This is a genomic window from Psychrobacillus insolitus, from assembly GCF_003254155.1.
In the GTDB taxonomy this organism is placed as follows: Bacteria; Bacillota; Bacilli; order Bacillales_A; family Planococcaceae; genus Psychrobacillus; species Psychrobacillus insolitus.
Window position 1 is genome coordinate 760,503 of record NZ_QKZI01000001.1, and the last position, 26,534, is coordinate 787,036.

Consider the following 26,534-nt stretch of genomic DNA (forward strand, 5'->3'; position numbering starts at 1 on the left):
TCAAAACTAAACAATCCAAATATATAAATCTACTATACACTTTTTAAATAATTGTGAACATAAAAAAACATGAACACTGAGGACTCACAGTGTTCATGTTTTTTTATGGTTCCTGTTATTTTACTTCATTATAATATTTAATAAAGTTTTCTACTACTGAATCTAAGAACGCAACTGTTGCTTCATCAGTAAGGTCATTCTGTTCGTTCATTTTTGTGTGAATAGCTCCAATATATACTTCATTTCCTGGAAGTAGTTTTGGTTGTAATTTAGGGTTTGAAATAATTTCACGCAAGTGCATTTGTGCACGCACGCTTCCTAACACACCCATAGAAGAACCTATGATAAATGAAGGTTTACCTAATAGATCTAATCCACTGCGACTCATCCAATCAATTGCATTTTTTAAAGCACCAGGAATAGAGAAGTTGTATTCCGGAACTGCAAATAATACAGCTTCTGCATTACGAACTTTCAATTTAAAATCCATGGCCCCTTTAGGCGGGTTTTCTTCAATATCTGCACTGAACATTTCTACATCATTAATTGATGCAATTTCAATGTCTAATTTCCCTGCATAACGATTCTTCATATAATTCACTAATTTTAAGTTATATGATTCTTTTCTATTACTTCCAATTATTGCAGTAACTTTGATAGCCATTTACAATTCTCTTCTTTCTATTGAGATATTTAACTGATTAATATGGTTATTAGTATATCACGAGCTATAAATGGTATACCTGTATTTTGCTCACCTAATAATAAATTCTAATTTCATTCACAAACTGTTACATAATTTAGAATTCTCAAGTTATATTATAGCAAGTTAAAGTAATAGTGTGATAAAATATAGTAATGTTTAATTAAATTGGAGGTTGTCAATACCATTATGCAAGTTAAAAACACGAATTCCGTTCAAGTAGAAAACGTTTTAATTGCCCATCACTTTTTAAAAGATGTGGTTGTACATACACCTTTACAAAAAAATGAAGCTTTATCTGAAAAATATGGTGCTACAATCTATATTAAAAGAGAAGATTTACAGCATGTTCGCTCGTTCAAATTACGAGGTGCCTACTATAAAATTAAAACAATAGAAACTGCAGCTCGTGAAAAAGGAGTAGTTTGTGCTAGTGCAGGAAATCATGCACAAGGTGTTGCTTATGCCTGTTCGCAATTGAAAATCATTGCTAAAATTTTCATGCCCCTTACGACTCCAAAACAAAAAATTGATCAGGTAAGAATGTTTGGTCGTGAATTTGTCGAAATAATTCTTGAAGGAGATACTTTTGATGACACGGCTGCTAGTGCAATAATCTACGCAAACGATGAAGATCGAATTTTCATCCATCCTTTTGATGACCCAGAAATTATTGCAGGTCAAGGAACTGTAGCAGTAGAGATTATGAATGATATGGAAGAACCTATTGACTTCGTTTTCGCTAGTATTGGTGGAGGTGGTCTAATATCTGGATTATCCGCTTACATAAAGAACTTATCCCCACAAACGAAAATGATTGGTGTAGAACCAGCGGGTGCAGGAAGTATGAAAGCTGCATTCGAAAATAATGGTCCTATTACATTACAAAAAATTGATAAATTCGTGGATGGTGCAGCAGTTCAACGTGTAGGTAAATTACCATATGAAGTGAGTAAAAAATATGTCGATGATATCCTATTAGTACCTGAAGGGAAAGTATGTACGACGATTTTAGATTTATATAATAAACACGCAATCATTGCAGAACCCGCTGGTGCACTTTCTATCGCGGCACTTGATTTTTACAAAGATCAGATTAAAGGAAAATCCGTAGTTTGTGTAATTAGTGGAGGAAATAATGATATTGGTAGAATGCAAGAAATAAAAGAAAAGTCTTCTATATATGAAGGATTACTTTATTATTTCATTGTTAATTTTCCACAAAGAGCTGGTGCCCTTCGCCAATTCTTAGATAAAGTACTTGGACCCGACGATGATATCACTACTTTTGAATACACAAAGAAAAACAATAAAGAAAGTGGTCCTGCACTTGTCGGTATTGAGCTAAAAAATAGCAAAGACTATGATGGCCTTATTTCTCGAATGAATGAGAATAACTTTTCTTATAAAGAAGTAAATAAAGATAGTACATTATTTGATTTATTAATTTAATCATACTAACCTCAAAACACTGAAGTATCAATGCTTCAAGTTTGTAATTTATTAACTAACTTAATAAATTACAAACTTAATAAAAAGAAAACTATTAATATTGACAAATTTTCCGCCGCTTTGTTATAATTATTATTGAATAATAAGTATTCTAATCTAGGGGGAATTGTTAATGACAGAAAACCTAAACAGCCAAGAAAAAAATCTATTGACGACTGCTGCTGGAGCCCCAGTTGTAGACAACCAAAATTCTCAATCTGCTGGTCCAAGAGGCCCGCTATTGGTACAAGATGTATGGTTACTTGAAAAATTAGCAAACTTCAACAGAGAAGTAATTCCAGAACGTCGTATGCACGCTAAAGGTTCTGGAGCATATGGTAAATTTACTGTTACACATGATATTTCACAATATACGTCAGCTGCAATTTTCTCAGAAATCGGAAAAGAAACTGACATGTTCGTTCGTTTCTCAACTGTAGCTGGTGAGCGTGGAGCTGCTGATGCAGAACGTGATATTCGTGGATTCGCTATGCGCTTTTACACAGAACAAGGTAACTGGGATTTAGTTGGTAACAACACACCAGTATTCTTCTTCCGTGATCCACTTCAATTCCCTGACTTAAACCACGCTATTAAACGTGACCCACGTACGGGTATGCGTAGCGCTAATAGTAACTGGGATTTCTGGACTTCTTTACCGGAAGCACTTCACCAAGTTACGATCGTAATGAGTGATCGAGGATTACCAAATTCATACCGTAATATGCACGGGTTTGGTAGTCATACATTTAGTATGATCAACGCAAACAATGAACGTGTTTGGGTTAAATTCCATATGCGCTCACAACAAGGTATCGAAAATTTAACAGATCAAGAAGCAGAAGAATTAGTTGGTAAAGACCGTGAAAGTAGCCAACGTGATCTTTATGAAAATATCGAACAAGGTAACTTCCCTAAATGGAAAATGTTCATCCAAGTAATGACGGAAGAACAAGCAAATAACATGCCTTACAATCCATTTGACTTAACAAAAGTTTGGTATAAAAAAGATTTCCCTCTTATCGAAGTTGGAGAATGGGAATTAAACCGTAATCCTGAAAACTATTTTGCAGAAGTAGAACAAGTTGCTTTCTCACCAGGTAGCATTGTTCCTGGTATAAGCCACTCACCTGATAGAATGTTACAAGCTCGTTTATTCTCATACTCGGATGCTCAACGTTATCGTTTAGGTGTTAACCATCAGCAAATTCCAGTTAACCAACCTAAATGTCCTGTACATTCTTTCCATAGAGATGGTGCAATGCGTGTAGATGGTAACTTAGGCGGTACAATACCTTATGAACCAAATAGTTATGGTCAATGGAAAGAACAACCGAAATACAAAGAGCCTGTACTACCTATCAATGGCGGAGCAACTCAATGGGATTACCGTGAAGATGATGATAACTACTATGAACAACCAGGTAAACTATTCAATCTAATGACTCCTGAAAAACAACAAGTATTGTTTGAAAATACTGCTCGTAATATGGATGGCGTAGAAGAATTTATCAAAGTTCGTCACATTATTAACTGCTACAAAGCTGACCCTGCTTACGGAAAAGGTATTGCAGAAGCAATGAATATTCCATGGGGCAATGTCGAAGCTGCTATGGCTTAATAGTTTAATAGTAAAAAGGACAGCAAATTGCTGTCCTTTTTCTGTTTTAATATTTCGATTTAATTTATAAATCATGCTTTATAAAAAATAGCAAAAATGGCTATACGACTTATCCCAAAATAAGTGCCAAAAGAGACTTCCCTCCTATTTTTGCACTTATTTTAAAATATGTCGTATGTGAGTTTTGCCCATTTATGATTTTGGTGATTATTTTATTGGCAGGTTCGATTAAGGAGCGCTTTCTTGTTTTAGCCACCGACTATCGGGGCATTCGATTCTAAAATAAGAGAGCTTGGCTGGATTTTTTTATTTTCTCTCCAGAGAGATCTAGAAAAAACATGACTGGTCCACCACTTTATAAAATAATCAAAAACTGAAGAAGAGCTATGCGACAAAGTCACATAGCTCCTCTTCTTTTCTTATACAGATAACAACGTACGATCACTTGTCAGTTTTTCTCCACGAATACGTTGGAATTCATCCATTAATTTAGCAATGGTCAAGTCTTGTTTATCTGCTTCTTTGACTTCTAAAATTATCTGTCCCTTATCCATCATGATTAAACGATTTCCTAGGTCCAATGCTTGTTGCATATTATGCGTAACCATTAAAGTCGTTAACTGATCTTTCTCTACTAGCTGCTTTGTTATATTAGTTATTAATTCAGCTCTTGATGGATCTAAAGCGGCAGTATGCTCATCTAGAAGTAAAATAGATGGTTTTGTGAACGTTGCCATTAAAAGTGACAGCGCTTGTCTCTCTCCACCAGATAACATTCCTACTTTTGCATTTAGACGATTTTCTAAATTTAAATGCAAAATCTCTAATGATTGTTTGAAATACTCTCTTCTCTTTTTATCAACGCCAATTTTTAGCCCGCGTTTCTTATTGCGAGAATAAGCTAGTGCAAGGTTTTCTTCAATCGTCATCGTGGGTGCAGTACCCGACATCGGATCCTGGAAAACACGTCCTATTAATTCCGATCGTTTAAATTCTGGAAGCTTTGTCACCTTTTTTCCATCAACGACAATATCCCCTGAATCAGGTGTAAGTGCACCGGAAATCATGTTTAACATTGTTGACTTCCCTGCTCCATTACTGCCGATCACGGTAACAAAGTCTCCCGCTTTTAATTCCAAGTTAATGTGATCTAACGCTATTTTCTCATCTGCAGTTGCTTCATTAAAAATTTTATTGATTGATTGTAGTTTAAGCATGGTCGCTCGCCTCCTCTTTAGTTGCAAGTCGATCAGCAATGCGCTTTGCTTTTCTATTTCTCTCTCTTCGCTTATCGAAATATTGAGGTAATACTAAAGCGATAATTACAATGATAGCTGTAATTAATTTCATATCGCCTGTATCTAGCAATTCAATTCGAAGTGCTAAAGCTAACACTATACGATAAATAATCGCACCTGCAATTACTGCAAGAGTAGTACGAACAATTGTTTTTGTCCCAAATATCGCTTCTCCGATGATGACTGAAGCAAGACCGATTACAATCATCCCAATTCCCATTCCAATATCTGCAAACTTGGAATATTGCGCAATTAAAGCACCTGAAAAAGCGACTAATGCATTTGAAATTCCAAGTCCCATTATGACGTAGTTATCAGTATTTGCTGAGAAGCTTCTGATCATTTTCTTATTATCTCCTGTTGCACGAATGGCTAGGCCTACTTCTGTTTTCAAGAACCAATCTACTATTAGTTTTAGGATGAGAACTAAAATAGCTATAATTACTATTGTTCCCCATGTTGCTGGTAGATACGTAACTCCAAGACCCGACAAGAAATTATTAATTGCTTCATCTATACCTAAAGTTTCCCACCAACTATAAAATTGGCTAAATAGCGTTTCTGCATTTAATAAAGGAATATTAGGTCTACCTATAGAATTCTCAACTGTTAGACCCATAATACGAAGATTTATAGAATATAAAGCAATCATCATTAATATTCCAGCAAGTAAAGGATTAATCTTTCCTTTGGTATGTAAAATCCCTGTAATACACCCTGCTATAAAACCAGCCAAGATAGCAACAATTGTCGCTATTGCTGGATGGTAACCTAAAATAATCATTGTAGCGGCAGTTGCAGCACCTGTAACGAAACTACCATCTACAGTTAAATCAGGAAAATCCAACACTCGGAATGTAAGATACACTCCGAGTGCCATAATTGCATAGATAATCCCTTGCTCAACAGAACCAAATATAGCAGTAAACATAAAAAACCATTCTCCTATCTATTCTACAAATCTATTCAATAAATTCCGAATTCCACTCTTCTTTTACTTCAATACCTAAAGCATCTACTGTAGATTGATTAAGTACAAAACGTAAATTTTGTGGGTATTGAACTGGTAATTCAGCTGGTGTACTTTCGCCATTTAAAATTTTAACTGCCATTTCTCCTGCTTCATAACCGATATCAAAATATTCAAATCCATAAGCACCAAGTCCACCACGTTTAACTGAATCAAACTCACCAACCATCATTGGTAATTTGTTATCATTTGCAACAGCAATAACTGATTCAAGAGCCGATACAACCGTGTTATCTGTAATGATGTATAGAGAGTCTACTTTACCGATTAATGATTCTGTTGCTTGTTTTACTTCAGCAGAAGTAGAAACAGAAGCTTCGACTACATTTAATCCGACTGCAGTCATTTGTTCTTTCACAGCATCTACTTGTGCACGAGAATTTTGCTCTCCAGCATTGAATACCATTCCTACATTTTTAGCACCTAATTCATCTTTTAAAAATGCTATTGTACTAGGAATTGCATCTGGTTGTGTATCCACAGTTCCAGTTACATTCGCCCCTGGACTTTCCATAGATTGAACTAATTCCGCACTTACTGCATCCGTAACTGATGTAAATACAATCGGAATGTCTTTTGTTAAACCTGCAACAGCTTGAGCACTAGGAGTCGAGTTAGCAAATATTAAATCTACTCCTGAACTTACTAAATTATTTGCGATGGTTGTATTAGCACTATTATCATTTTGCGCATTTTCAATTTTATAGTCTGCTTGAATACCTGCATCCTCAATTGCTTTTTGGAACCCTTCAAATGCTGCATTTAACGAAGGATGCTCTACAATTTGAGTTACTCCAATTGTTACTTTTTCAACTTTTTCTGTACTAGTTCCTTCTTTTTCTTTTGTCTCAGAAGTTGAACTAGAACTATCCCCACATGCTGCTAAAAATAATACAATTCCTAAAAATAATAATGACCAACTCTTATAAATATTCTTCATCTTTTTTCCCCCTATAAAAATACCATACTCACTAGCGAATCAACTCGAGAAAGTGAGAATTTAAAGCTATATTACACTGCATTGAACTAACAGTCAATAACATTAGGAACTTCTATCAAATATTATATCAGAATTTAAAGAAAACTAAGATGTACTTAAAATTTAGTGGCCCCTATAGGTATAGTCTATATAGCAAAAAGCCGATTTCCGCAATAATGAGTAGAAATTATATGAAAGTAGATGCAAAACATTTAAACCCACTACCCGAACTACCAGGTAATATCAGTATTGAACAGTAACTTCAAAAAAATATTGAATCTGATGAGGAATTAACTATTTTATACTTCGATATAGATAATTTCAAACCATACAACGATGTTTACGGTTTTGAAAATGGTGATAAAGTCATAGTGAAATTAGCAGATGTATTAAGAAAGCAAGCGACTGAAACAGAATTCGTTGCCTATTGACGGAGCTGATTTTATCATGATAATAAAATTAGCTCCATGTAAACAATATTGCTAAGAAATTATACACAATTAGAAGGCAGTAATTACCCAATTGCTTCCCCTTGTTTCTGCTAAAATGTGCTATGATATCCATACAGGATAGATATTTGGAGGGAATTTTTTTATGATTGGCGTATTTATTGCTTCTGGATTTATTTTTCTACTTGTATTAGGCCTTGTATTTTTTACAATCAAAAGAGGCTATTCTTATAAGCATACAATTGACGAAATCCCTAACCAACAAATTGATCTGGATGAAAAGAAAAAAACGCATCAGCCATAGCATATGGCGATGCGTTTTTCTTTATACCGTAAGAAAGTATAAAATTAGTATCTGTCTAGCTCCAGCGCCTTGCCCCTCGGGGTCAAATGTGAAATCGCTGTGGTGGCTGAGGAGCTGCCTCCTCGCGATTCCCCATTTGCCTGTCGGGGCAGAGATAGGCGCTTCCGCTTTTCTTTATACAGTCGTTTTTTCTTTTTTGATTTGTTTGCTTCGTAATTGACCACACGCTGCATCAATATCAGTACCTTGTTCTGTACGAACTCCACAGTTGATACCTTTTTTCTTCAACATTTGGAAGAATGCATCGATTGCTTCTGGAGTACTACGTTGATACTGACCGTGTTCGTCCACTGGGTTGTATGGTATTAAATTCACATAAGACAAGTGACGTTTGTTTTCAAGTAGTTTCGCTAACTCAATTGCTTCTTCTAAATGATCGTTGACATCTCGTAACAAAATGTACTCAAATGTAATACGACGATTTGTTTTCTCTAAATAGTAATCAACTGCCGCCATCACTTTTTCAACCGGGAATGCTTTATTAATTACCATAATTTTCGTACGAATTTCATCGTTTGGCGCATGAAGTGAAACCGCTAAATTGACTTGAATATTTTCATCAGCAAAATCCATAATTTTCTTAGCTAGTCCACTTGTTGATACTGTAATGTGTCGTGCACCAATAGAAAGACCTTTTTGATCATTTACAACATGTAAGAAGTTCATCAAGTTCTTATAGTTATCAAATGGTTCTCCGATACCCATCACGACTATATGACTTACACGTTCTCCTACATTAGCTGCATCTAAATATTCTTGTACTTTCATAATTTGGCCAACAATTTCACCAGCATCTAGGTCACGACTTTTCTTCAATAATCCACTCGCACAAAAACTACAGCCAATATTACATCCCACTTGTGTCGTTACACAAACAGATAGACCATAATGGAAACGCATTAAAACAGTTTCGATTAAATTGCCATCTTGCATTTTAAACAAAAATTTAATCGTCCCATCCGCAGATTCTTGCATAACCGATTCTTCTAATGTCTGAATTACAAAGTTTTCATTTAATAGTGTAAGACAATCTTTGTTCACATTCTTCATTTCATCAAAACTTTTCACTCTTTTTTGGTATAACCAATCCCAAACCTGTTCAGCTCTGAATTTTTTTTGACCTTGACCTTCTAGCCACTCTATTAATTGGTCTCTAGTTAGACCATATATGGATTTTTTCATTAATACTCCTCATTTCTTGCGTATACAATTTGCCTATTATACTATAGTTTCCTACACATGACAACTAATTATACACAACTTTAAAATGAAAAGATATTAATTTGTTTCTACCTCGTTCTCACGAATCCAGTCAACAACCAAATTTGAGCTCATCCTTCTTTAGAAATCAATGCGTAAATTTCTTTCCACTTCATTAACGTCTCTTCTTGTTCAAGTAATTTTCTTTCCGCATCAATTTGAGCGATTGATTCACTTAACCATTTTAAACGAACTGTTTCTGCTTCTAAATCTACATACTGTTCAGTCCATACAAATAAACGCTCTCTTTCTGCTTGTAAATAGGCATCTGCTTCCACTTTTGTTTGTTCAGAAAGTGCATCTCTTAATTTCTCTTTTTCATTTTTTTCAAAGAATGATTTATTATTTTTATAATATGATTTTACATTCTCATATGGTGTGACGTTTTCAAAAGGTCCTACGAATTCTAACATATCTCGATTTTCACTTTCATGAGGAGTAAATGTAAAACTATCATTCCAATCTTTCAATACACGTAATTCTTCTTTCTCTAATTGTTTCAATTGTTTTTGAATAAATTGAAACACGCGGAAGTTTGTTACTCTCAATTCTTGTTCTAAATCGAAACGCAGCATTTTTAATACATCTTGCAACGCAAACGATAAAGCAACATTAGACGCATTATTAGCGAACAAAGAAGGATTATATGCTTCTTTAAAAAACTCATTGAAACGGTAGTAGACTCTTTGTAGTAAATAATATATTAATGTGTCTACTTCTTGTTTAGATTCTTGCGCAATTGTCGCAGATTTTGAATGTGCATATCTTTTACGAATATTTTGTTCTTGGACACGTAGTTCCTGCAGTCTGTCTTCTTTTCTCGTTAAATTTGTTTCCGTTTGCACGATTAATGTGTGTAAACTGTTTTGTTGACGACTTACTTCTTCATCAAGAGAAGTCACTGCAATTTGTTTTAAATCTTTTTCTAAAAATTGATGGAAGTCAACTTCAAATTCACTCATACCCTCGTGTAGTGGAACATTTTGTTCTTTTTCTTTTAACCCTTGTAAACTAGAGACACCATATACTCTTGGGAATCTAATGCCGAATCGTTGCAATTCTCCTTGAACATATTCTTTTACTAAGGTAGCTTCTTCGTCATTCTCAGCTAGGTCAATTGCATTCACTACGAAAAACATCTTATCTAATTCAAACGCATCTTTTACACGACCAAGTTGGATTAAAAATTCACGGTCTGCTTTTGCAAAAGCATGATTAAAGTAAGTGACAAATAGAACAGCATCTGCGTTTCGAATATAGTCAAATGCGACTCCAGTATGTCTAGCATTAATAGAATCTGCTCCTGGTGTATCAACAAGAGTGACTCCTAATCTAGTCAATTCACAATCGTAATAAAAATCAATGAAATCAACGAAACAACTTCTTGATTCTTCCGCTACATATTGACCAAATTCTTCTCCACTTACACGAAGAACTTCTCCTAATTGATTTTGGAAAGTTGGATATCCTTTATAAAACGCGACAATAAACGATTTATGCACTTCTTCTGATACCGCTTGCTTTAACACATGACTTGCTTGATCATAAGCTTCTTCTAAAGAGCTAATAGAGATACCAAGCTGACTATACGCATAAGTTACGTCTTCTAATAATTGTTCTTTTGTCTTTAATTTCACATCCGCTGTATTATGGGGATGATTCTCAGAAACAGGATGAATTTTATTAATAGCAGCAGTTGTTGGATTTGGTGAAACCGGTAGAACATTTGCACCCATTAAGGCATTTGAAAAGCTAGATTTCCCTGCACTAAAAGCTCCAAAAAGAGCAATAGTAAATTGCTGTTTTTCCACTCGTAGTGCCTTTCTTTTAATCATACTCGCAGCTTCCTTAAACTCAGGTAATACTGTTAACAGTTCTGAAAGTTTGTTTGCACGTTGTAATACAGCAGTTGGAGAAATATATGTGTCCTCTTGTTGTTCCTTTTCCTCTAATAGTATCTCTTTGGCCTCTTCTTCTTTTTCTACTTCTTCTGGATTATATTCAGTAATTGAACTTTCAAAAGTGCTACTTTCTTCTGCCCACCTGTTTGTAAGCTCATCTCTTTCTTTACGAACTGTAAGTGATGGTGTTTTGACAGATTTTTCGAATGCACTAATCTTTCCTTCGATTTCTTCTAGTGCCTGTATTGCTAATATTTTTTGATTTAATAATTGTACTTTTTGTTCCGCCTGTTCTGTTACTTCTAATGGATTTTCATGTAAGAATTGAATCATGTCATCTTTCCATTGATCCGACTCTTTTATGAAGAATCGATTTACCGCGTCACGAACTCGATTTGCATAATGGAGCAGGGCATCACCCGTCACATTGGCACCTTCATGAAGAGTTTCTGTGAATAGGGATGATGGCATCGTATAAACAAACGAATCAATTTCAATAGCCTTTTCTTCTGATAATAAAGACACATCTTTTAACATAGTTTTCATCAATTTATTTAGGTGAACAATAATGTTAGTGGATACAACTTTTTGAAGAAGTTGATTTACTTCTTCCATTCTTTTTTGTCGCTCTTCTTCTGTTTTCTTTTTGCTTCCAATGAATCCTATTTTAAATGTATTTTGCTTACTTTCCGCAAATAATTTAAGAGCTTCTCTCAATTCAAATGGCATAATGGATGCATTTTCTAAAATAGATTTTCTATTTTCTTCAAATGATTTTTTCCATAATGAAATATCTTGTAATTCTGTTTGTTTTGTCGAAATTTCTAATTGCTCTTTTATCTCTTCTTTGTTGTCAAATTCTTCGCTAGTCAACTGCTCTTCAAAAGTTTCTAAACACATTGCCTTCTCATCTATTAAAAATTGTTCATGTTCATCTGAAAGCTTCTCCAGTGTAGCAGTAGAAGATGTGATGAAATATTCTTCTTTGTTTACAATTGAATCCAACACCAGTTGTTGGACTTTTGGAAAATCATTATGCTTTATACTTGGGTCTTTTAATGAAGTGAAAAATATGTCTTTAGGATAAACTGACCAAGCATTGAATGCATCTGTTACGGATTGCTTAAATGTTTCAAACGATAACTCTTCTTCACGATGTTTATCTACTTGGTTAACTATTAAATAGATATTTTCATTATAATGAAGTAATTGCTTTGTAAATTGAAAATTAAGTTCTGATTGAACATGATTATAATCCATTACATAAAAAACAATATCAGCTAGATGTAGTGCAGATTCTGTGGAAACACGGTGTGCATCATCCGTTGAGTCTACACCTGGTGTATCCATAACTGTAATTCCTTCAGGTAATTTAGACATTTGATGACCTATTTCAATTTGCGAAACTTTACTTCCATCTTTGGAATATTTTTTTACTAATCGTATATCATATTCCCCAGAAAATTTGACCGGAGCTCGATCTACAAAGTGAACAAGTGCATAATTGTCGTTTGTTTTTTTCACTGTAACGATATTTGCAGAAGTTGGTATTGGACTAGTAGGAAGGATTGGTTCATCTACTAATGCATTGATCATACTAGATTTCCCTGCAGAAAAATGACCTGCAAACGCTATCGTAAATGCTTCTTTTTCTAATTTTTCTGCAAATAATTTTGCCTTAGCAAAACGTTCTTCATCTTGATTTTTTTTAAATAATGTTGCAAGTAAAGCATTTTGTTCTTTTATCTGTTGTATTTTTTCTTTATTCTTCATTAAAAATATAAGCTCCTTTATGTTTAGCAATGTAACTCTATCATAGCAGAAAACGACAAAAAAGAAGACCCCATTTGTTCTAAAATTCAGAATCAAATAGAGTCATCTATAGTAAGTAGTATTATTTAGCATGAGGCAATGTAGAACGCAATACATAAAAAGTAACCCCACTGTATAGTAAAATTGTTGAGCCTATAAGTAAAGTAATCATTTAAATCTCCCTCTCAATTGAAGTTGAAATTCATTCTCAAGTAAATGATAGCACATTATTTTAACAATTGCTACATTAACTATTCATTCTTGTATAATTCATGGTAAAATTGTTTCTAATTGACTATAGAAAGAAGGTTCGGTTATGGGGACTTCTATACATACTAAATCCATATTAAATAGCACAATTCAATCACTTAAATCAGTAATTCCTATAGAAATGAATATTTTATCTCCTTCCATATTGCCTCAATCTTTTGAACAAAAGGAACTGAGCGTTTTAATAAGTATTATTGGAGATATAAAAGGCCGAATAATACTGGAAGCTAGTTCGGATTGTTTTGCTTCAATCGGGTCGAATATGTTTGGTCTGCCACTAACCGGGGAAATGCTTGAATCTTTTACAGGGGAATTAGGCAATATGATTGCTGGTAATTTATGTACTTTAGTTGGTGCAAATAATTTAGAAATTGACATTACTCCATCTACGGTAATAGTAGGTACATCTAAATTATATGGTTTTCGCAGGGCTTTTAAGCTTCCTGTCGAAATTTTAGAAATAGGGGAACTTACTGTTATATTAATGATAGATGAATAAACAATAATTAGAGCTCCCGATGTATTGGATGCTCTTTTTTTATGCTTTTTTTATTAATATACTTATTTCGAGTTATTTCACATTATAAGCATCGTAGTGTGATATTTATCACATCTTAATCTAGCATTTATACTTATTATTAAAAGTATACAAAACTTCTATAATAGGAGGTGTAAAAATATGTCGAAAAAACAGGAAAAAGAGCCAGAATTAAAGGGGACTTTATATTCAGTTTTGTTTATAGGTACATTTATTTTAGTAACTTGGTTTATGGCGTTTTACTTGTTTATTGATCGATTTTAACAAAATGGAGGTTAGAAGATATGCATATTCATAAGTATGAAAAATGGTGGCTTACTTTAGGAGCTACCTCACTGGTAGTATTTTTAATCATTGTTGGTATTAGTGCATTTCACTATGGTTCACATCCCCCGAGTGCAAAAGTATATATTGATCCGGAGAGAGTAGATGAAATCGCACCTTTCAATAACCCTGGCGTTCACAAAGTAGAAGGTAAGGATTGGGACTATGAAGTTGTTTTTGTTGCTTCCGCATTCTATTACAATCCACCTGAAATTGAAGTTCCATTTGGATCAACAGTTAAGTTTATTGCAACAACAAAAGATGTAGTACACGGTTTCCAAGTTGCAGGAACAAATATCAACATGATGCTTGAACCAGGTTATGTTTCTGAATATGTAACAACCGTTGACAAAGCTGGAGAATTTTTAATTTTATGCAATGAGTATTGTGGAGTAGGTCATTCTACTATGACATCCATGTTAAAGGTGGTGGAGTAACATGACGACAGTGACAGAAAAGGCAAAAGGTTTTATTCAAGTAGATAAAAGAGATGCAAAGCTTGCTCTTGCACATATTTATGTAGCATTTATCGCACTTTTTATAGGTGGTCTTTGCGGATTACTTCAAGTATTGGTACGCTCAGGTCAATTTACACTCCCTTGGGGAATTACTTATTATCAAATTTTAACTGTACATGGGGTATTATTAGGTCTCATTTTAACTACTTATTTTATTTTTGGATTTCAAATCGCTGCAGTAAGTCGTACAGCTGGTACACTTACTGATAAACAACGTTCAATAGGTTGGATTGGTTTTTGGACAATGACAGCGGGTACAGTTGCTGCTTCTATAATGGTTTTGTTAAACGAAGCTTCTGTATTGTATACATTTTATGCTCCATTACAAGCACATTGGATTTTCTATGTTGGTATGGCTTTAGTAGTTGTTGGATCTTGGATTGGCGGAATAGCTCAAATTATGAAATACGTTGAATGGCGTAAAGCTAATCCTGGGCAACCTAGTCCGCTCATCACTTTCATGGTGGTAGTAAACCTAGCTATGTGGATTATTTGTTCTTTAGGTGTTGCAGTGGAAGTTGTATTCCAACTTATACCGTGGTCATTAGGTTGGGTTGATAAAATAGATGTTCTGCTTTCTCGTACACTTTTCTGGTACTTTGGACATCCACTAGTGTACTTCTGGCTGTTACCAGCTTATATGGTTTGGTATGTTGTGATTCCCAAAATTATTGGAGGGAAAATTTTCTCTGATGCTCTTGCAAGATTATCATTTATGCTGTTCTTAATATTCTCGATTCCAGTTGGATTTCATCATCAATTAACAGAGCCAGGTATTGATTCATTTTGGAAATACTTACAAGTTGTATTAACAATGATGGTTGTCATCCCTTCCCTCTTAACTGCATTTTCATTGTTTGCTTCTTTTGAAATTCGAGGCAGAGAACTTGGTGCAAAAGGTGTATTTGGTTGGTTTAAAAAATTACCTTGGAAAGATGCAAGATTTGTTGTTCCATTTATCGGTATGGCTGCTTTCATTCCTGCTGGTGCTGGAGGAATTATTAATGCTTCTCACCAAATGAACCAAATAATTCATAATACCATTTGGGTTACTGGACATTTCCATTTAACTCTTGCAACAACTGTAGTATTAACATTCTTTGGTGCTGCATATTGGTTAATTCCTCACCTTACTGGACGAATATTGACGAAACAAATGAACCACTTAGCAATTATTCAAGCGATTGTTTGGACAGTTGGAATGTCTATAATGTCTGGTGCAATGCATATAGTAGGATTATTTGGAGCACCTCGTCGATCTGACTTCTCTACTTATGGTGGTTCTGAACAAGCGGCAGATTGGATTCCTTATCAAATCGCGCAAGCTGTTGGTGGGACAATTTTATTCATCGGTATCATTTTAGTTCTCTATATAGTTGCTCATTTATTATGGTTTGCACCAAAAGGTAAAACTGAATTTCCAATCGGAGAAGTATCTGAACATGCCGAAAAAACTCCGATGGTTTTAGAAAACTGGAAAATTTGGCTAACAATTTGTATTTTATTAATTTTATTTGCTTATACAATTCCTGTAATAGATATGATTCAAAATGCGCCTCCAGGTTCAAAAGGATATAAACTTTGGTAATTAAGAAATAACTGAGAAAAGCGCAAGCGCCCTTTTTCTATATGGACGTCGCCCGGGTTCGCTTTGGACGAAACTTTTTGTATTAGAATAAACGAGAAAAAGATCGAGGGGCTACGTGACTATGTCACGTAGCCCCTCGATCTTTTCGGTCATCCTATTACACTTGTTTGTCCGTCGCTCCCCTAAAACATCTAAGAGAAAAGGGCAAATGCTTTTGGAAATAAGAGAGAAGATACTTTTCTATTTAGTAAAATGCGCCTGAAGATACAATTTCAGGCGCCATCCTCTTTTCTACACTATAATTCTTGCTTATTTTTAAAGAAGATAACCTTTTCTACAAAAGTTACTAGAAGTAAATAAGACTCTGTCTAGGAGTGTCTCAAAAGAATGGAGCAGCATTCATCCAAGTAAGAGAGGACATGAAAGTCGAAATATCATCTTCGGCGTCCACTTTAGGTAAGCATGTGGCTCCTCTCTTCTTAACAAAGACTTTCACACAATGAATACGATTATTTTTGGAGAGCGGCGGACGATCGTAAGCTCCATGATTACTAAAAAGAGGAGGAGCTGAAGAAAGTGACGCAGTCATTTTCTTCAGCTCCTGTTTTTCTTTTAGTTAAAATGTAAGTCTTGCGCACTGTCCAGAGCGATCTAGCAAAAATCGTACAAACTATTTTCGAAGTCGAGGAAATTCTTATACTTTCTTATTTTTGAAGATGAGTAGGTAAAATATTTACAAATCTATTTTCTAATTTTGCTTCTTCGGGATTCAGTAAAAGATGAATTTCTCCATTATCCTTCGAAGTACGAATAAGTCTGCCGATCCCTTGTTGAAGTCTTAGTAACATAAATGGTAATTCAACTTCTTCAAACGGATTATTTGAAAATGCACGTTTCGCATCAAATAATGGGTCCGATGGAGGGAAAGGTAAATCATAAATAATTACTCTTTTTAATGCTTCTTCGGGTAAGTCCAAACCTTCCCATAAGTGATAAGAACAAAGTGTAGCAAAATTGCCATTTTGAAAATCCTTTACAATAGTTGAAAGTTCCCGCTCACCTTCATAAATAACTTCACTAGAAGGTTTTGCTATCGCTTGGTATTCCTCCATTGCTGCTTTGGATTTGAATAATATTAAAGTCTGTTTTTTGTCCTCTAATAGTTGCTCAACTAAATTTACTTTTTCATCTTGTTCTACATTTTGTCCATGTATTTTCATCACTTCATCATAGTCAAATGGTGATGCTACTGAAAATGATTGGAAATTTTCAATTCCTAATGAATCAGCAATATACGTAAAATCTTTTTGGATAGACAGTGTAGCTGATGAGAATACAATCGGTAATTTAGAAGAGAACAATTTTTCATTTAAAATGTCTGTTACAAGACGAGGCATAATGATTAGTGTCTCAAACCCATCAATAATTTCAAGCCACTCTACTCCGTCTCCTTTTTCGGTAAATAATCGTAAAGAGAATGTGTATTGCTCTAAAAATTCTTCTACCATACGTAATTCATATTCTGGAATCGTAAATAATTCAGATTCAAATACGAATTCTTCTAATAGATCATCAGTCAATTTAATCGCTTTTTTACATAAGAGTATAAGTTCCTCTGTTTTATCGATAGCCATTCTTTCACTATCTTTTGCAGTAATTCCCACTCTGATTAAACCAAATATTTTATCGTGTGTTTCTTGCAAGTATTCGATTAAATTTAATGTTTTTTCACGAACTCCATTTGACATAACTCTTTCTAATAAACGAATGAGTGTTTCACTTTGAACTTCATATGTTAATGCTTTTTGTGCAGCGAATTCCAGTAAATGACCTTCATCTAGAACCATCATAGAAACTTCCGGAAGTAAAGGAAGCTGTCCTTCACGAACTCTTGAGTCCTTCGTCCAAATATGCTCCATTAAGAATTCATGTGAACAAATGATTAAGTCAGTTGATTCACGATAGTTTTGGCGATGAATTGTTTGCCCACAGCGATTACGTACATCACAAACCATACATTGTTGTGTGGGATGGAAATTTACCTTTTGCCAATCCTCATCACTTACTCCTGGATACTGACTACGTTCACCATAAGGATAAATCTTTTGAAGAGAAGAATGGCCATAAACAAATTCAGGAATTTGATCTTCAATTTCCTCTAAAAAGTCATCATTTTCTTCACTTTTTTGTGCATCTTCCAATCTTTTTAAACAAAGATATTGATTTCTAGATTTAGCTAAACGTACATCTATTTTAATATCTAAATAACTCTGCAGCTTAAAAATATCCCCTGCTTCTTTCACTAACTGTTCAATTAACGTTTCATCAGCACAAGCTATTAGCGCTGGTTTTCCCGTGTATCTTGCGTATGAAATAGCTGGCAATAAGTAGGCAATTGTTTTGCCTGTTCCTACTCCTGCTTCAGCAAATAAAACATTCTTTTCTTTTAATACTTTTTCAATTTGATATGCCATGAAAATTTGTTCATCACGACACTCAAACCCCTTTTCAGGAAGCTCATCATATAGGACGTCTCCCATCCAATCTCCTAGTGATTCAAAGAATGATTTCTCTTTTGATAATTGAAATGGTAAAGCATGTTTCATCATAAAACTCCTTTATATAATAATAGAAGAACGGAAAGGAGAAACTCCCTTCCGTTAGTTATTAAGAACGTTTACCCCAATATTGATAGTAATCTGTTCGAATAAATCCATTAAATAATTTCCGTTTTTTCGTTGCTCTTTTTCCATAAACCTCTTCGAAATTTTCCATCGAAGAAAGCATATAAACAGACCATGAAGGATATTCTGCCATCAAATGTCCTAAATCACTAATAGCTTTTTCTATTTCTTCAATTTCACCAATACGTTCACCGTATGGAGGATTTCCGATCATTACCCCATCCGTTAATGTAGTTGAAAAGTCGCTCGATTGCATTTGTTTAAAGGAGATCAAATCAGCAAATCCTGCTTCAAATGCATTCTGTTCTGCAATTTGAATCATTTTTTGATCGATATCAGATCCAATAATTTGAAGTTCTTGATCATAATTAGCAAGATCTTCTGCTTCAGTTCTAACATCATCCCATATCGTTTTAGGCATCCATGACCAAGCTTCACTATGGAAGTCTCTGTTATAACCAGGCGCCAGATTTTGACCAATCATTGCTGCTTCGATCGGAATGGTACCAGAACCACAAAATGGATCTACAAATGGACGATCTGGATTCCATTTAGATATTTTAACAAGTGCTGCTGCAAGCGTTTCTTTTAGAGGTGCTTCCCCTTGGCCATGACGATAACCACGTTTATGAAGGCCTGCGCCACTTGTATCAAGTGTAATAGTAGCTATATCTTTTAAAATGCTAATTTCAAGTTTATACGTAGCGCCAGATTCATCCAGAAATCCGATTCGTTGATAGGCAAGTTTTAAACGCTCTGCAATAGCTTTTTTTACGATTGCTTGGCAGTCAGGTACACTAAATAATGTAGACTTGACTGACTTACCTTGTACTGGAAACGCTGCATCTACAGGTAAAAACTTTTCCCATTGCACTGCTTTTGTTCGCTCAAATAATTCATCAAATGTTCGAGCAGGGAATTGCGCTGCCACAATCTTCACTCTATCTCCTACACGCAACCAAAGATTCGCACGGGCAATAGCTCTTTCATCCCCCTCAAAATAAATCTTACCATTTTCAGTTGTTGTTTCGTACCCTAGTGCTTTCACTTCATCTGCTACGATAGATTCTAACCCCATTGCGGAAGTCGCTACTAAATTAAATTTTGTCATTAGACATTCCTTTCTTGCTTATGAATTTCCCAAAGTTCGAGGAAATACACAAGCTCTTCACTTGGTAGTGGTTTACTAAAATAATATCCTTGAATGAAATCACAATCCATACTCTTTAAAAGTTCTACTTGTTCTTTTGACTCTACCCCTTCTGCAACTACTTTAATGTGCAGTCTGTGTGCCATCATAATAATACAATCTACTACTGCTTGTTTTTCCTGTAGAGAAGTCATTTGTTGAATAAAACTACCGTCAATCTTTAAATAATTAAGTGGAAATCTATTTAAATAACTTAGGGAAGAATAACCAGTTCCAAAATCATCAATAGAAATTTTAAATCCCATATTCTTTAACCGAACTAATTTATTGACTATTTCACTCGAATCCTTCATCAGCGTTCGCTCAGTTAACTCCATTTCAAACACCTCTGGACTACAATTATATTTCTTAAGTATATTACTTATACGTTCAATAAAATCTTCTTGTTGAAAATGTAAACCTGCAATGTTTACAGACACAAGTAATTGATCAATCCCTTTATTTCTCCAACTATTAATATCTTGACAAACTTTTTCAATAATTATTTCACTAAGTGGAATGATTAATCCTGAGTCTTCTGCTACTGGAATGAACTCACCGGGTGATACGATGCCTAGCCTATCACTCGTCCATCTCACAAGTGCTTCTACACCAATGATTTGTTCCGTATGAATGGATACTTTAGGCTGGTAATGCATGGTGAAATCTTTATTTTGCAAAGCTTTTCTAAGTTCAGATTCTAACAATAGTAAACGGGCCGAATCTTTCTTCAAATCATCAAAATAAAATGCATAATTATTTCGTCCATTTTGTTTAGCGAAATACATGGCTTTATCTGCCTTATGAATCAAATTCTCTGTATCTAATCCATCTTGAGGATAAATACTAATTCCTATACTCGAAGTGATATATATCTCACTTCCATCTACCATATAAGGTTTATTTAATACTTTAATAATATCTTTTGAACTTTGGACAGCTTCCTTCTGATGCGGTATATTCGTTAATGCAAATAAAAATTCGTCTCCACCATACCTAGCAAATAAATCGGTCGGTTTAACTAAGGAATTTATTCTGTTAGTAACCTCTATCAATAGCTGATCACCAATGTCGTTTCCAAATGTCTCATTTATCTGTTTAAAACGATCTAAGTCTATAAATAAAAGTGCATGCATATCATCATTATGTTTGGAATTACTTAAAATTTCATTAAATTGTTCGCTAAATGAATTTCTATTCGTTATATTTGTCAAAGTATCTAAGAGAGTAAGTTCTTCTAATTCTTTTTCTACTGTTTTTTTTCTAGAAATATCAGAAAATACACCTATGTAATTTAAAATCATCCCTTGCGACTCTTTAATACTCTTAATAGTTAATATTTCTGGATAGATTTCGCCAGATTTACGTTTATTCCAAATTTCACTTCTCCAAAATCCAGCATTATTTAAATCCTGCCACATTTGATTGTAAAATAATGCATCTTGCTTTCCAGATTGCAAGAATCTCGGATTTTTACCTTGCACTTCTTCCATTGTATAACCAGTAAGTTTTTCAAAAGCAGAATTTACTAATATAATTTGCATATTTTCATCTGTAATCATGATACCTTCAGATGTTGTATGAAATACCTCATCAATTACGTTATTGGGATACAAATAAAGAGCATTTGCTTTAGGCTTATTTTTCACAGTCTATCCCAACCTTTACAGATTTATGTATAAATAATAGAAAAGCTCTCCGTGAAGGAGAGCTTTTAGATTTAAATTATAGCCACTCATACACTCAATAAGCCATGTTTTGTTTCCACAGTACTCAAACGGTTTAATACCTCGTACCTTGTGGATAGCAATCATCTATCTACGGAATTACTTCCGTTCTTCTATCCGTTCATTTCCTTCAAGAAGATGCCCCTACCATAATTTGGGTTTCTCACTCGTGGGGTTTACCTCGTTCCACCTGTAAAGTTTCCGATACAGCATCGTCACTGTGGCACTTTCAGAGATTGTCAGCCATATCCTAAGACTTAGGCCTTCATCCCGCCATCAACTATAAATAGTTGCCTTAGTTTATTTTTTCACTAAGCACGAACACTACATTCATCTCAGAATTGTGTGAGCATGGACTTTCCTCTACAATGTCTAGCATTGCAGCGATTGCCCGAATATATAAGTGGCATTACTTATTATATACGAAGTCATCCTGAGTTACAATCTTTATCATTAAATATAATTATTCGTACAATTTACTTCCGAAGACATGTTTTTCTAAATTAGAAATCCTTTTTAATATATCAAAGTTTGTGGCACCTGGTTGTGGCACTGTTTGAACACGCTTTGGCACTTCTGTTAACTCATCTTTAAGTTGTTTATTTTCATGTTCAAGTTGCGCAATTTTCTTTACAAATGCTTCATAATCTTGAATAATATCATCCAAAAAAGTATCTACTTCTTCTTGATTATAGCCTCTTAAGCCCGTTTTAAATTCTTTTTCTAGAATATCTGAACCCTTTAGTTTTAATTCCATAAATAATCTTCCTTCCGTCTACATTAGCTACTCGTATTATAGCATATTGGTGTCGGATATTGGAGCAATTTGAGGCTTTCCAACGCGTTTTTTGTTCAATTCTGCGCTTTCCCGGGAAATATTTCGCTTGCGAATTATTCGCTCATTCCTTCTTTGAAGTTCTTGCCTCAGCTGAATTATTTTAGATGGTTTTAATATTTCACCCAGTTCTTCTAGATATAGCAAGCTTTGTTGCGTCATTTCTAACGCTAAATCATAATCTTTTTTCTGATGTTCATACAATTTTGCGAGTTCTACATACACGTCCATTTTATATTTCCCACTTATTTCTACTAATGATTGTTGGAATGCGTCTATACTTTCTTCCATAAACCTTCTTCTTTTGAGATGTAAGCCCAAATAATAATAGGCCATACTAACATTTTCACTTGGAAAATGTCCAGTGATAAATTGAAACCATTCGAAGCTAGTATCAGTCGTTTTCAAGTCTTGAAACCATTTCCCAATATTCGTATAAGTCACGGCAGATTCTGTTATTTCCTTTTCTTTCAATAAATCTACTGTTTTAATATACAATGCAACTAACGATAGAATGTCCCATTCATTATGTTTCAACACTTTCATCAAATTATTAGGATTACCATGTTTTACTGAGTCAAAATAAATGATTGGAGCTAAATGACCAGGAATATCATCTTTTCGTATGAAATCTAGTTTATACTCTTCCACTTGAATCAGTTTAAATCGTTCGAGCTCGCCTTTCCAAACTCTCTTAGATGAATGAAGTAAATCTATTTGTTCATGTGATTTTAGTTTTGGGATCACATTTCGATTCATAACCCATCTAGATTCAAGTTGAGGATAGTCAAAGCTTTTCCCATTGTAAGTAATTAATGTTTGTGAAGTCTTCCAAAAATCAGATGCAAATAAAAATGCGGCTTCTTGACCTGGATCTGCTAGGACATGTTGCGTTAATAACAAACCATTAGAAACTTCTTTTAACAAACCGTTTAGAAAAATAAGGACACCTGTCCCTTTTAACCCTGTTGTTTCTGTGTCATAGAAACAAAAAGGATGATTCTCTGCAATAGTTAATGGGTGATTTGGATAACTCCTTTGCATAAAAGTAATTGCATCCTCTAATTTATTTAATGCAACATTTCCATGTATATGCTCCTTGGAGTAGAAAGTTTCTTTCATAAATAAATATCCAAAATCATTTTTAATCAGTTTTAATCCAGCTTGTTCCCAACTCTCGGTATAAAAAGGTAGGGTGACCTCAGAATCTTTCTTCTTTGGTTCTTCTTTCGGAACATTTTTTTTAACTAAAGCTTTCATTTGCAATAACTTTTTCTCATAAGACATCTTTTTTTACCTGCAAAAAGTAAAGTAACTTTATTACCTCTTCTTTCAAATTTAAGGCTGCATCTTGCGCTCCTATGCAAGCTGGACAACCATTTGAACAAGGACACGCTTCTACTTGGTCCGTGATTCTCGGAACTAACTCATTCCACAGATCAAACATTCTTTCTGCTAAACCAATACCACCTGGATATGAATCATAAATATAGAAAGTCGGTTTTTCACCAAATATTGATTTCACTTGTGGAACTACATGGATATCTTTCGCATCGCAATGTATACATAATGGAATAAATGCATGCAGTGCATAAGCAACTCCGGTCATAGCATCCGATAATAAATTGTCCGTCCAGTTAGTTGGTTTTTCAAAACTAAACCAAGTTGATGACGTATGTAATTCAATAGGTGGTAAATGTATTTTACCTGATCCAATATTATCATGTGTATCAAATTTTATTTTCTTAAAGATAGTCGGTTGCGCTAATACAATAATATCTCCAAAATGCAGTGTGCCTATATTCGCTTTATTTTCTTTGTCTTCACTTAATACTTTCAGTTCAATTGCAATATTAGCATCCGTAAAATAGTCGACATCTACTTCTCGTACAAAAGCTTTTTTCTCGTTCCAGTCTAACTTCTCTACTTGAAATTGTGTGCCTTGATGGAGGTAAATTGCTTCTTCATGAAGTAATGTCATTGCACTATACTGATCCATTTCTCCAATCACTCTTGTTTGCGTAGGTATGGACATATCAATAATGATGACATTTTCTTGTGAAGCAGAACGCAAACTAATATTACTCGCAGGAAAACTATCAGACATCCAATGCCATTTCTCCGTCGTTTTCAAGAGAACTCCTTCACTTTCTAAAAAAGCTAGCAGTTCTTGTATAGAAAACTCTGCATAAGATTCTGATGTAGAAAAAGGCAACTCAAAAGATGCGCATTTTAAATGATCCATTAATATGATCATGTTATCCGGATGAATCCTTACTTCTTCAGGAGATTGACCTAAAAAGTAAGATGGATGATTCACTACATACTGATCTAGCGCTGTGGACTGCGCAACATAGATGATTAAAGCCTCTTCTTGTCGTCTTCCTGCTCTTCCAGCTTGTTGCCAAGCACTTGCAATATTGCCTGGGTATCCAGTCATAATACATGCTTGAAGTTGACCAATATCCACGCCAAGTTCTAAAGCATTCGTACTGACAACTGTTCGAATAGTCCCGTCTCTTAAACCTTTTTCAATTTTTCTTCTTTCAGAAGGCAGATATCCACCTCGGTACCCTCTAATAGATTGATCATCAATTTTCTTACTTACTAATGCTTTTAAATACGTTACGAGCATTTCTACTCGTACTCTACTTTTAGCAAATACAATCGTTTGAATTCCGTTTACATATAGTTCTTGCGCTAAATCTCGCACTTCTAATAGTGCACTTCTTCGCACATTAAACACAGGATGGACGATAGGAGGATTATAAAATACAAAATGCTTTTTTCCAGCTGGTGCACCATTTTCGTTTATCAACTCGTGTGATGTATTTGTTAAAGACTCGGCTAATTCTTTCGGGTTTTTGATTGTCGCAGATGTACAAATGAACTTTGGATCGCTACCATAAAATGCACATATTCGTTTTAAACGTCTTAAAACATGTGCTACATGACTGCCAAAAACACCTTTATATGTATGAATTTCATCTATAATAATGTATTTTAAGTTTTCAAAAAGAGATACCCATTTTGTATGATGTGGAAGAATACCCGAATGCAGCATATCTGGATTAGTCAATACAATATGACCAGATTTACGAATTTTCGTTCGTATTCCAGGCTCTGTATCACCGTCATACGTATAACTTAATATATCTTCACCGCTAGCAAGAATTAAGTCCTGTAAATCACTTTTTTGATCTTGTGCTAATGCTTTGGTAGGAAATAAATAAATTGCTCTTGAAGTTGGGTCTTCTAAAATAGACTGGAGAACAGGCAGATGATAACATAATGATTTTCCAGAGGCTGTAGGAGTAATAGTTGTATAAGATTTCCCTAGCATTGCATGGTCAAAGGCAAGGCGCTGATGGATATATAATCGTTCTATCCCACGACTAATTAACGCCTGCCTTAACGATGGATGCATATTTAGTGGGAATTTTGCGTATTTCGCGGGTTTTTCCACTGTAGTATGAGTATGAACGATATTTGGATTTCTATTTTTGTCTAGTTTCCAATTATCTAATAGTTCTTGGATGTTTTGTTGTTTAAGCAAACTCATCCCCTACTTCCTTAATCGCTTGAATAATTGTTTCTAATGTATATTTCGAAGAATGGACCGATTTTAGAAATCGCTTTTTACTTGTCGCTTTATAATAAGACTGCACAATAAACTGTTTCATAGATTCTAGAAGAGATTCTATTTGACTAGGATGTACATACTTGGGTCTCTTCACTTGAATCCATGTTCGGACTATCTTTTCCCATTCTAATAGCATTTCATCTAATGCATAAGCATGTGGTTTAACATCTTGAAAAAAATCAGGATCTCGGTCTTCAGCTCTATATGTTTCAAAACGAATTATGCACTCATCACATTCTTTTAATAATTGTTTACTAAGTGTTAATAATGACAATATAATCCCCCACAATCTAGTAACAGTTTAGCAAAT

At 34.5% G+C, this 26,534-nt stretch carries 22 protein-coding genes and 1 other RNA gene; 8 read left to right on the forward strand and 15 right to left on the reverse strand.

Features of this window, described 5'->3' with window-relative positions; genetic code table 11:
• Positions 1–115 precede the first annotated feature (115 nt).
• Complete coding sequence (locus C7437_RS03735; RefSeq protein ID WP_211309971.1) at positions 116–664, reverse strand: NADPH-dependent FMN reductase; 549 nt, start codon at positions 662–664, stop codon at positions 116–118.
• 228 nt (positions 665–892) lie between these two features.
• Here C7437_RS03735 and ilvA point away from each other — a divergent pair, with 228 nt between their 5' ends.
• The gene (gene ilvA, locus C7437_RS03740; RefSeq protein WP_111438283.1) at positions 893–2,155 is read left to right on the forward strand and encodes a threonine ammonia-lyase IlvA; all 1,263 of its coding nucleotides are present in this window, start codon (positions 893–895) and stop codon (positions 2,153–2,155) included.
• Positions 2,156–2,327: 172 nt separating this feature from the next.
• Positions 2,328–3,815: a catalase gene (locus C7437_RS03745; protein WP_111438284.1), complete on the forward strand. Its 1,488-nt coding sequence runs from the start codon at positions 2,328–2,330 to the stop codon at positions 3,813–3,815.
• Positions 3,816–4,234: 419 nt separating this feature from the next.
• On the opposite strand, the gene C7437_RS03750 is transcribed toward C7437_RS03745, so the two are convergent.
• From C7437_RS03750 to C7437_RS03760, 3 genes are read right to left on the reverse strand one after another with little or no spacing between them, the layout of a single operon-like run.
• Positions 4,235–5,032: an ABC transporter ATP-binding protein gene (locus C7437_RS03750; RefSeq protein WP_111438285.1), complete on the reverse strand. Its 798-nt coding sequence runs from the start codon at positions 5,030–5,032 to the stop codon at positions 4,235–4,237.
• Positions 5,025–6,044, reverse strand: a complete 1,020-nt coding sequence (locus C7437_RS03755; RefSeq protein WP_111438286.1) for an ABC transporter permease — start codon at positions 6,042–6,044, stop codon at positions 5,025–5,027. The genes C7437_RS03750 and C7437_RS03755 overlap by 8 nt, the downstream gene beginning before the upstream one ends.
• 31 nt (positions 6,045–6,075) lie before the next feature.
• Complete coding sequence (locus C7437_RS03760) at positions 6,076–7,083, reverse strand: ABC transporter substrate-binding protein (RefSeq protein WP_111438287.1); 1,008 nt, start codon at positions 7,081–7,083, stop codon at positions 6,076–6,078.
• A 311-nt stretch (positions 7,084–7,394) separates the two neighbouring features.
• Here C7437_RS03760 and C7437_RS17435 point away from each other — a divergent pair, with 311 nt between their 5' ends.
• Both C7437_RS17435 and ytzI read left to right on the forward strand, forming a co-directional pair.
• The gene (locus C7437_RS17435) at positions 7,395–7,553 is read left to right on the forward strand and encodes a diguanylate cyclase (RefSeq protein WP_111438986.1); all 159 of its coding nucleotides are present in this window, start codon (positions 7,395–7,397) and stop codon (positions 7,551–7,553) included.
• Between the two features lie 163 nt (positions 7,554–7,716).
• The gene (gene ytzI, locus C7437_RS03770) at positions 7,717–7,875 is read left to right on the forward strand and encodes a YtzI protein (protein WP_111438288.1); all 159 of its coding nucleotides are present in this window, start codon (positions 7,717–7,719) and stop codon (positions 7,873–7,875) included.
• Between the two features lie 174 nt (positions 7,876–8,049).
• Here the strand turns inward: ytzI and rlmN are convergent, their stop codons facing one another.
• Positions 8,050–9,117 (reverse strand): dual-specificity RNA methyltransferase RlmN, encoded by a 1,068-nt coding sequence (rlmN, locus tag C7437_RS03775; protein WP_111438289.1) that lies wholly within the window; start codon positions 9,115–9,117, stop codon positions 8,050–8,052.
• 149 nt (positions 9,118–9,266) lie between these two features.
• A complete protein-coding gene (locus C7437_RS03780) occupies positions 9,267–12,869 on the reverse strand; it encodes a dynamin family protein (protein WP_111438290.1) in 3,603 nt (1,200 codons plus the stop codon).
• Between the two features lie 355 nt (positions 12,870–13,224).
• Between C7437_RS03780 and C7437_RS03785 the strand changes: the two genes are divergently transcribed.
• The 4 genes from C7437_RS03785 (at position 13,225) to C7437_RS03800 (ending at position 16,146) form a co-directional block, all read left to right on the forward strand.
• Positions 13,225–13,677, forward strand: coding sequence for a chemotaxis protein CheX (locus C7437_RS03785; RefSeq protein WP_111438291.1), 453 nt, complete (start codon positions 13,225–13,227; stop codon positions 13,675–13,677).
• Positions 13,678–13,857: 180 nt separating this feature from the next.
• On the forward strand, positions 13,858–13,980 hold the full coding sequence (locus tag C7437_RS03790) for a cytochrome c oxidase subunit 2A (RefSeq protein ID WP_111438292.1): 123 nt from the start codon (positions 13,858–13,860) through the stop codon (positions 13,978–13,980).
• Positions 13,981–14,000: 20 nt separating this feature from the next.
• The gene (locus tag C7437_RS03795) at positions 14,001–14,477 is read left to right on the forward strand and encodes a cupredoxin domain-containing protein (protein WP_111438293.1); all 477 of its coding nucleotides are present in this window, start codon (positions 14,001–14,003) and stop codon (positions 14,475–14,477) included.
• Position 14,478: 1 nt separating this feature from the next.
• Positions 14,479–16,146, forward strand: a complete 1,668-nt coding sequence (locus C7437_RS03800; RefSeq protein ID WP_111438294.1) for a b(o/a)3-type cytochrome-c oxidase subunit 1 — start codon at positions 14,479–14,481, stop codon at positions 16,144–16,146.
• A 379-nt stretch (positions 16,147–16,525) separates the two neighbouring features.
• Here the strand turns inward: C7437_RS03800 and C7437_RS03805 are convergent, their stop codons facing one another.
• The 9 genes from C7437_RS03805 to C7437_RS03845 form a co-directional block, all read right to left on the reverse strand.
• The gene (locus C7437_RS03805) at positions 16,526–16,735 is read right to left on the reverse strand and encodes a hypothetical protein (RefSeq protein ID WP_111438295.1); all 210 of its coding nucleotides are present in this window, start codon (positions 16,733–16,735) and stop codon (positions 16,526–16,528) included.
• A 115-nt stretch (positions 16,736–16,850) separates the two neighbouring features.
• Positions 16,851–18,752 carry an ATP-dependent DNA helicase gene (locus C7437_RS03810; protein WP_111438296.1) on the reverse strand — a complete coding sequence of 634 codons (1,902 nt, stop codon included), beginning with the start codon at positions 18,750–18,752 and terminating at the stop codon, positions 16,851–16,853.
• Positions 18,753–18,813: 61 nt separating this feature from the next.
• A complete protein-coding gene (locus C7437_RS03815; RefSeq protein WP_111438297.1) occupies positions 18,814–19,941 on the reverse strand; it encodes a THUMP domain-containing class I SAM-dependent RNA methyltransferase in 1,128 nt (375 codons plus the stop codon).
• Positions 19,941–21,668 (reverse strand): sensor domain-containing protein, encoded by a 1,728-nt coding sequence (locus C7437_RS03820; RefSeq protein WP_245909204.1) that lies wholly within the window; start codon positions 21,666–21,668, stop codon positions 19,941–19,943. The genes C7437_RS03815 and C7437_RS03820 overlap by 1 nt, the downstream gene beginning before the upstream one ends.
• A gap of 93 nt (positions 21,669–21,761) precedes the next feature.
• Positions 21,762–22,145: RNase P RNA component class B (gene rnpB, locus C7437_RS03825), an RNA gene on the reverse strand.
• Positions 22,146–22,209: 64 nt separating this feature from the next.
• Positions 22,210–22,503, reverse strand: coding sequence for a cell division regulator GpsB (gpsB, locus tag C7437_RS03830; RefSeq protein WP_111438298.1), 294 nt, complete (start codon positions 22,501–22,503; stop codon positions 22,210–22,212).
• Positions 22,504–22,539: 36 nt separating this feature from the next.
• Positions 22,540–23,868 (reverse strand): ribonuclease H-like domain-containing protein, encoded by a 1,329-nt coding sequence (locus C7437_RS03835; protein ID WP_111438299.1) that lies wholly within the window; start codon positions 23,866–23,868, stop codon positions 22,540–22,542.
• The gene (locus C7437_RS03840; RefSeq protein ID WP_111438300.1) at positions 23,858–26,143 is read right to left on the reverse strand and encodes a DEAD/DEAH box helicase; all 2,286 of its coding nucleotides are present in this window, start codon (positions 26,141–26,143) and stop codon (positions 23,858–23,860) included. Before C7437_RS03840 ends, C7437_RS03835 begins: the two co-directional genes overlap by 11 nt.
• Complete coding sequence (locus C7437_RS03845) at positions 26,130–26,498, reverse strand: YppE family protein (RefSeq protein ID WP_111438301.1); 369 nt, start codon at positions 26,496–26,498, stop codon at positions 26,130–26,132. Before C7437_RS03845 ends, C7437_RS03840 begins: the two co-directional genes overlap by 14 nt.
• Between the last annotated feature and the right edge of the window lie 36 nt (positions 26,499–26,534).

Bases quoted from the DNA above. Each gene is read 5' to 3' on its own strand.
- ytzI (WP_111438288.1), top strand. From the start codon at position 7,717: ATGATTGGCGTATTTATTGCTTCTGGATTTATTTTTCTACTTGTATTA.
- gpsB (WP_111438298.1), bottom strand. From the start codon at position 22,503: ATGGAATTAAAACTAAAGGGTTCAGATATTCTAGAAAAAGAATTTAAA.
- C7437_RS03805 (WP_111438295.1), bottom strand. From the start codon at position 16,735: ATGACTGCGTCACTTTCTTCAGCTCCTCCTCTTTTTAGTAATCATGGA.
- C7437_RS03760 (WP_111438287.1), bottom strand. From the start codon at position 7,083: ATGAAGAATATTTATAAGAGTTGGTCATTATTATTTTTAGGAATTGTA.
- C7437_RS03755 (WP_111438286.1), bottom strand. From the start codon at position 6,044: ATGTTTACTGCTATATTTGGTTCTGTTGAGCAAGGGATTATCTATGCA.
- ilvA (WP_111438283.1), top strand. From the start codon at position 893: ATGCAAGTTAAAAACACGAATTCCGTTCAAGTAGAAAACGTTTTAATT.
- C7437_RS03735 (WP_211309971.1), bottom strand. From the start codon at position 664: ATGGCTATCAAAGTTACTGCAATAATTGGAAGTAATAGAAAAGAATCA.
- C7437_RS03815 (WP_111438297.1), bottom strand. From the start codon at position 19,941: ATGACAAAATTTAATTTAGTAGCGACTTCCGCAATGGGGTTAGAATCT.
- C7437_RS03810 (WP_111438296.1), bottom strand. From the start codon at position 18,752: ATGAAACATGCTTTACCATTTCAATTATCAAAAGAGAAATCATTCTTT.
- C7437_RS03795 (WP_111438293.1), top strand. From the start codon at position 14,001: ATGCATATTCATAAGTATGAAAAATGGTGGCTTACTTTAGGAGCTACC.
- rlmN (WP_111438289.1), bottom strand. From the start codon at position 9,117: ATGAAAAAATCCATATATGGTCTAACTAGAGACCAATTAATAGAGTGG.
- C7437_RS03785 (WP_111438291.1), top strand. From the start codon at position 13,225: ATGGGGACTTCTATACATACTAAATCCATATTAAATAGCACAATTCAA.
- C7437_RS03745 (WP_111438284.1), top strand. From the start codon at position 2,328: ATGACAGAAAACCTAAACAGCCAAGAAAAAAATCTATTGACGACTGCT.
- C7437_RS03790 (WP_111438292.1), top strand. From the start codon at position 13,858: ATGTCGAAAAAACAGGAAAAAGAGCCAGAATTAAAGGGGACTTTATAT.
- C7437_RS03780 (WP_111438290.1), bottom strand. From the start codon at position 12,869: ATGAAGAATAAAGAAAAAATACAACAGATAAAAGAACAAAATGCTTTA.
- C7437_RS03835 (WP_111438299.1), bottom strand. From the start codon at position 23,868: ATGTCTTATGAGAAAAAGTTATTGCAAATGAAAGCTTTAGTTAAAAAA.
- C7437_RS03800 (WP_111438294.1), top strand. From the start codon at position 14,479: ATGACGACAGTGACAGAAAAGGCAAAAGGTTTTATTCAAGTAGATAAA.
- C7437_RS03750 (WP_111438285.1), bottom strand. From the start codon at position 5,032: ATGCTTAAACTACAATCAATCAATAAAATTTTTAATGAAGCAACTGCA.
- C7437_RS03840 (WP_111438300.1), bottom strand. From the start codon at position 26,143: ATGAGTTTGCTTAAACAACAAAACATCCAAGAACTATTAGATAATTGG.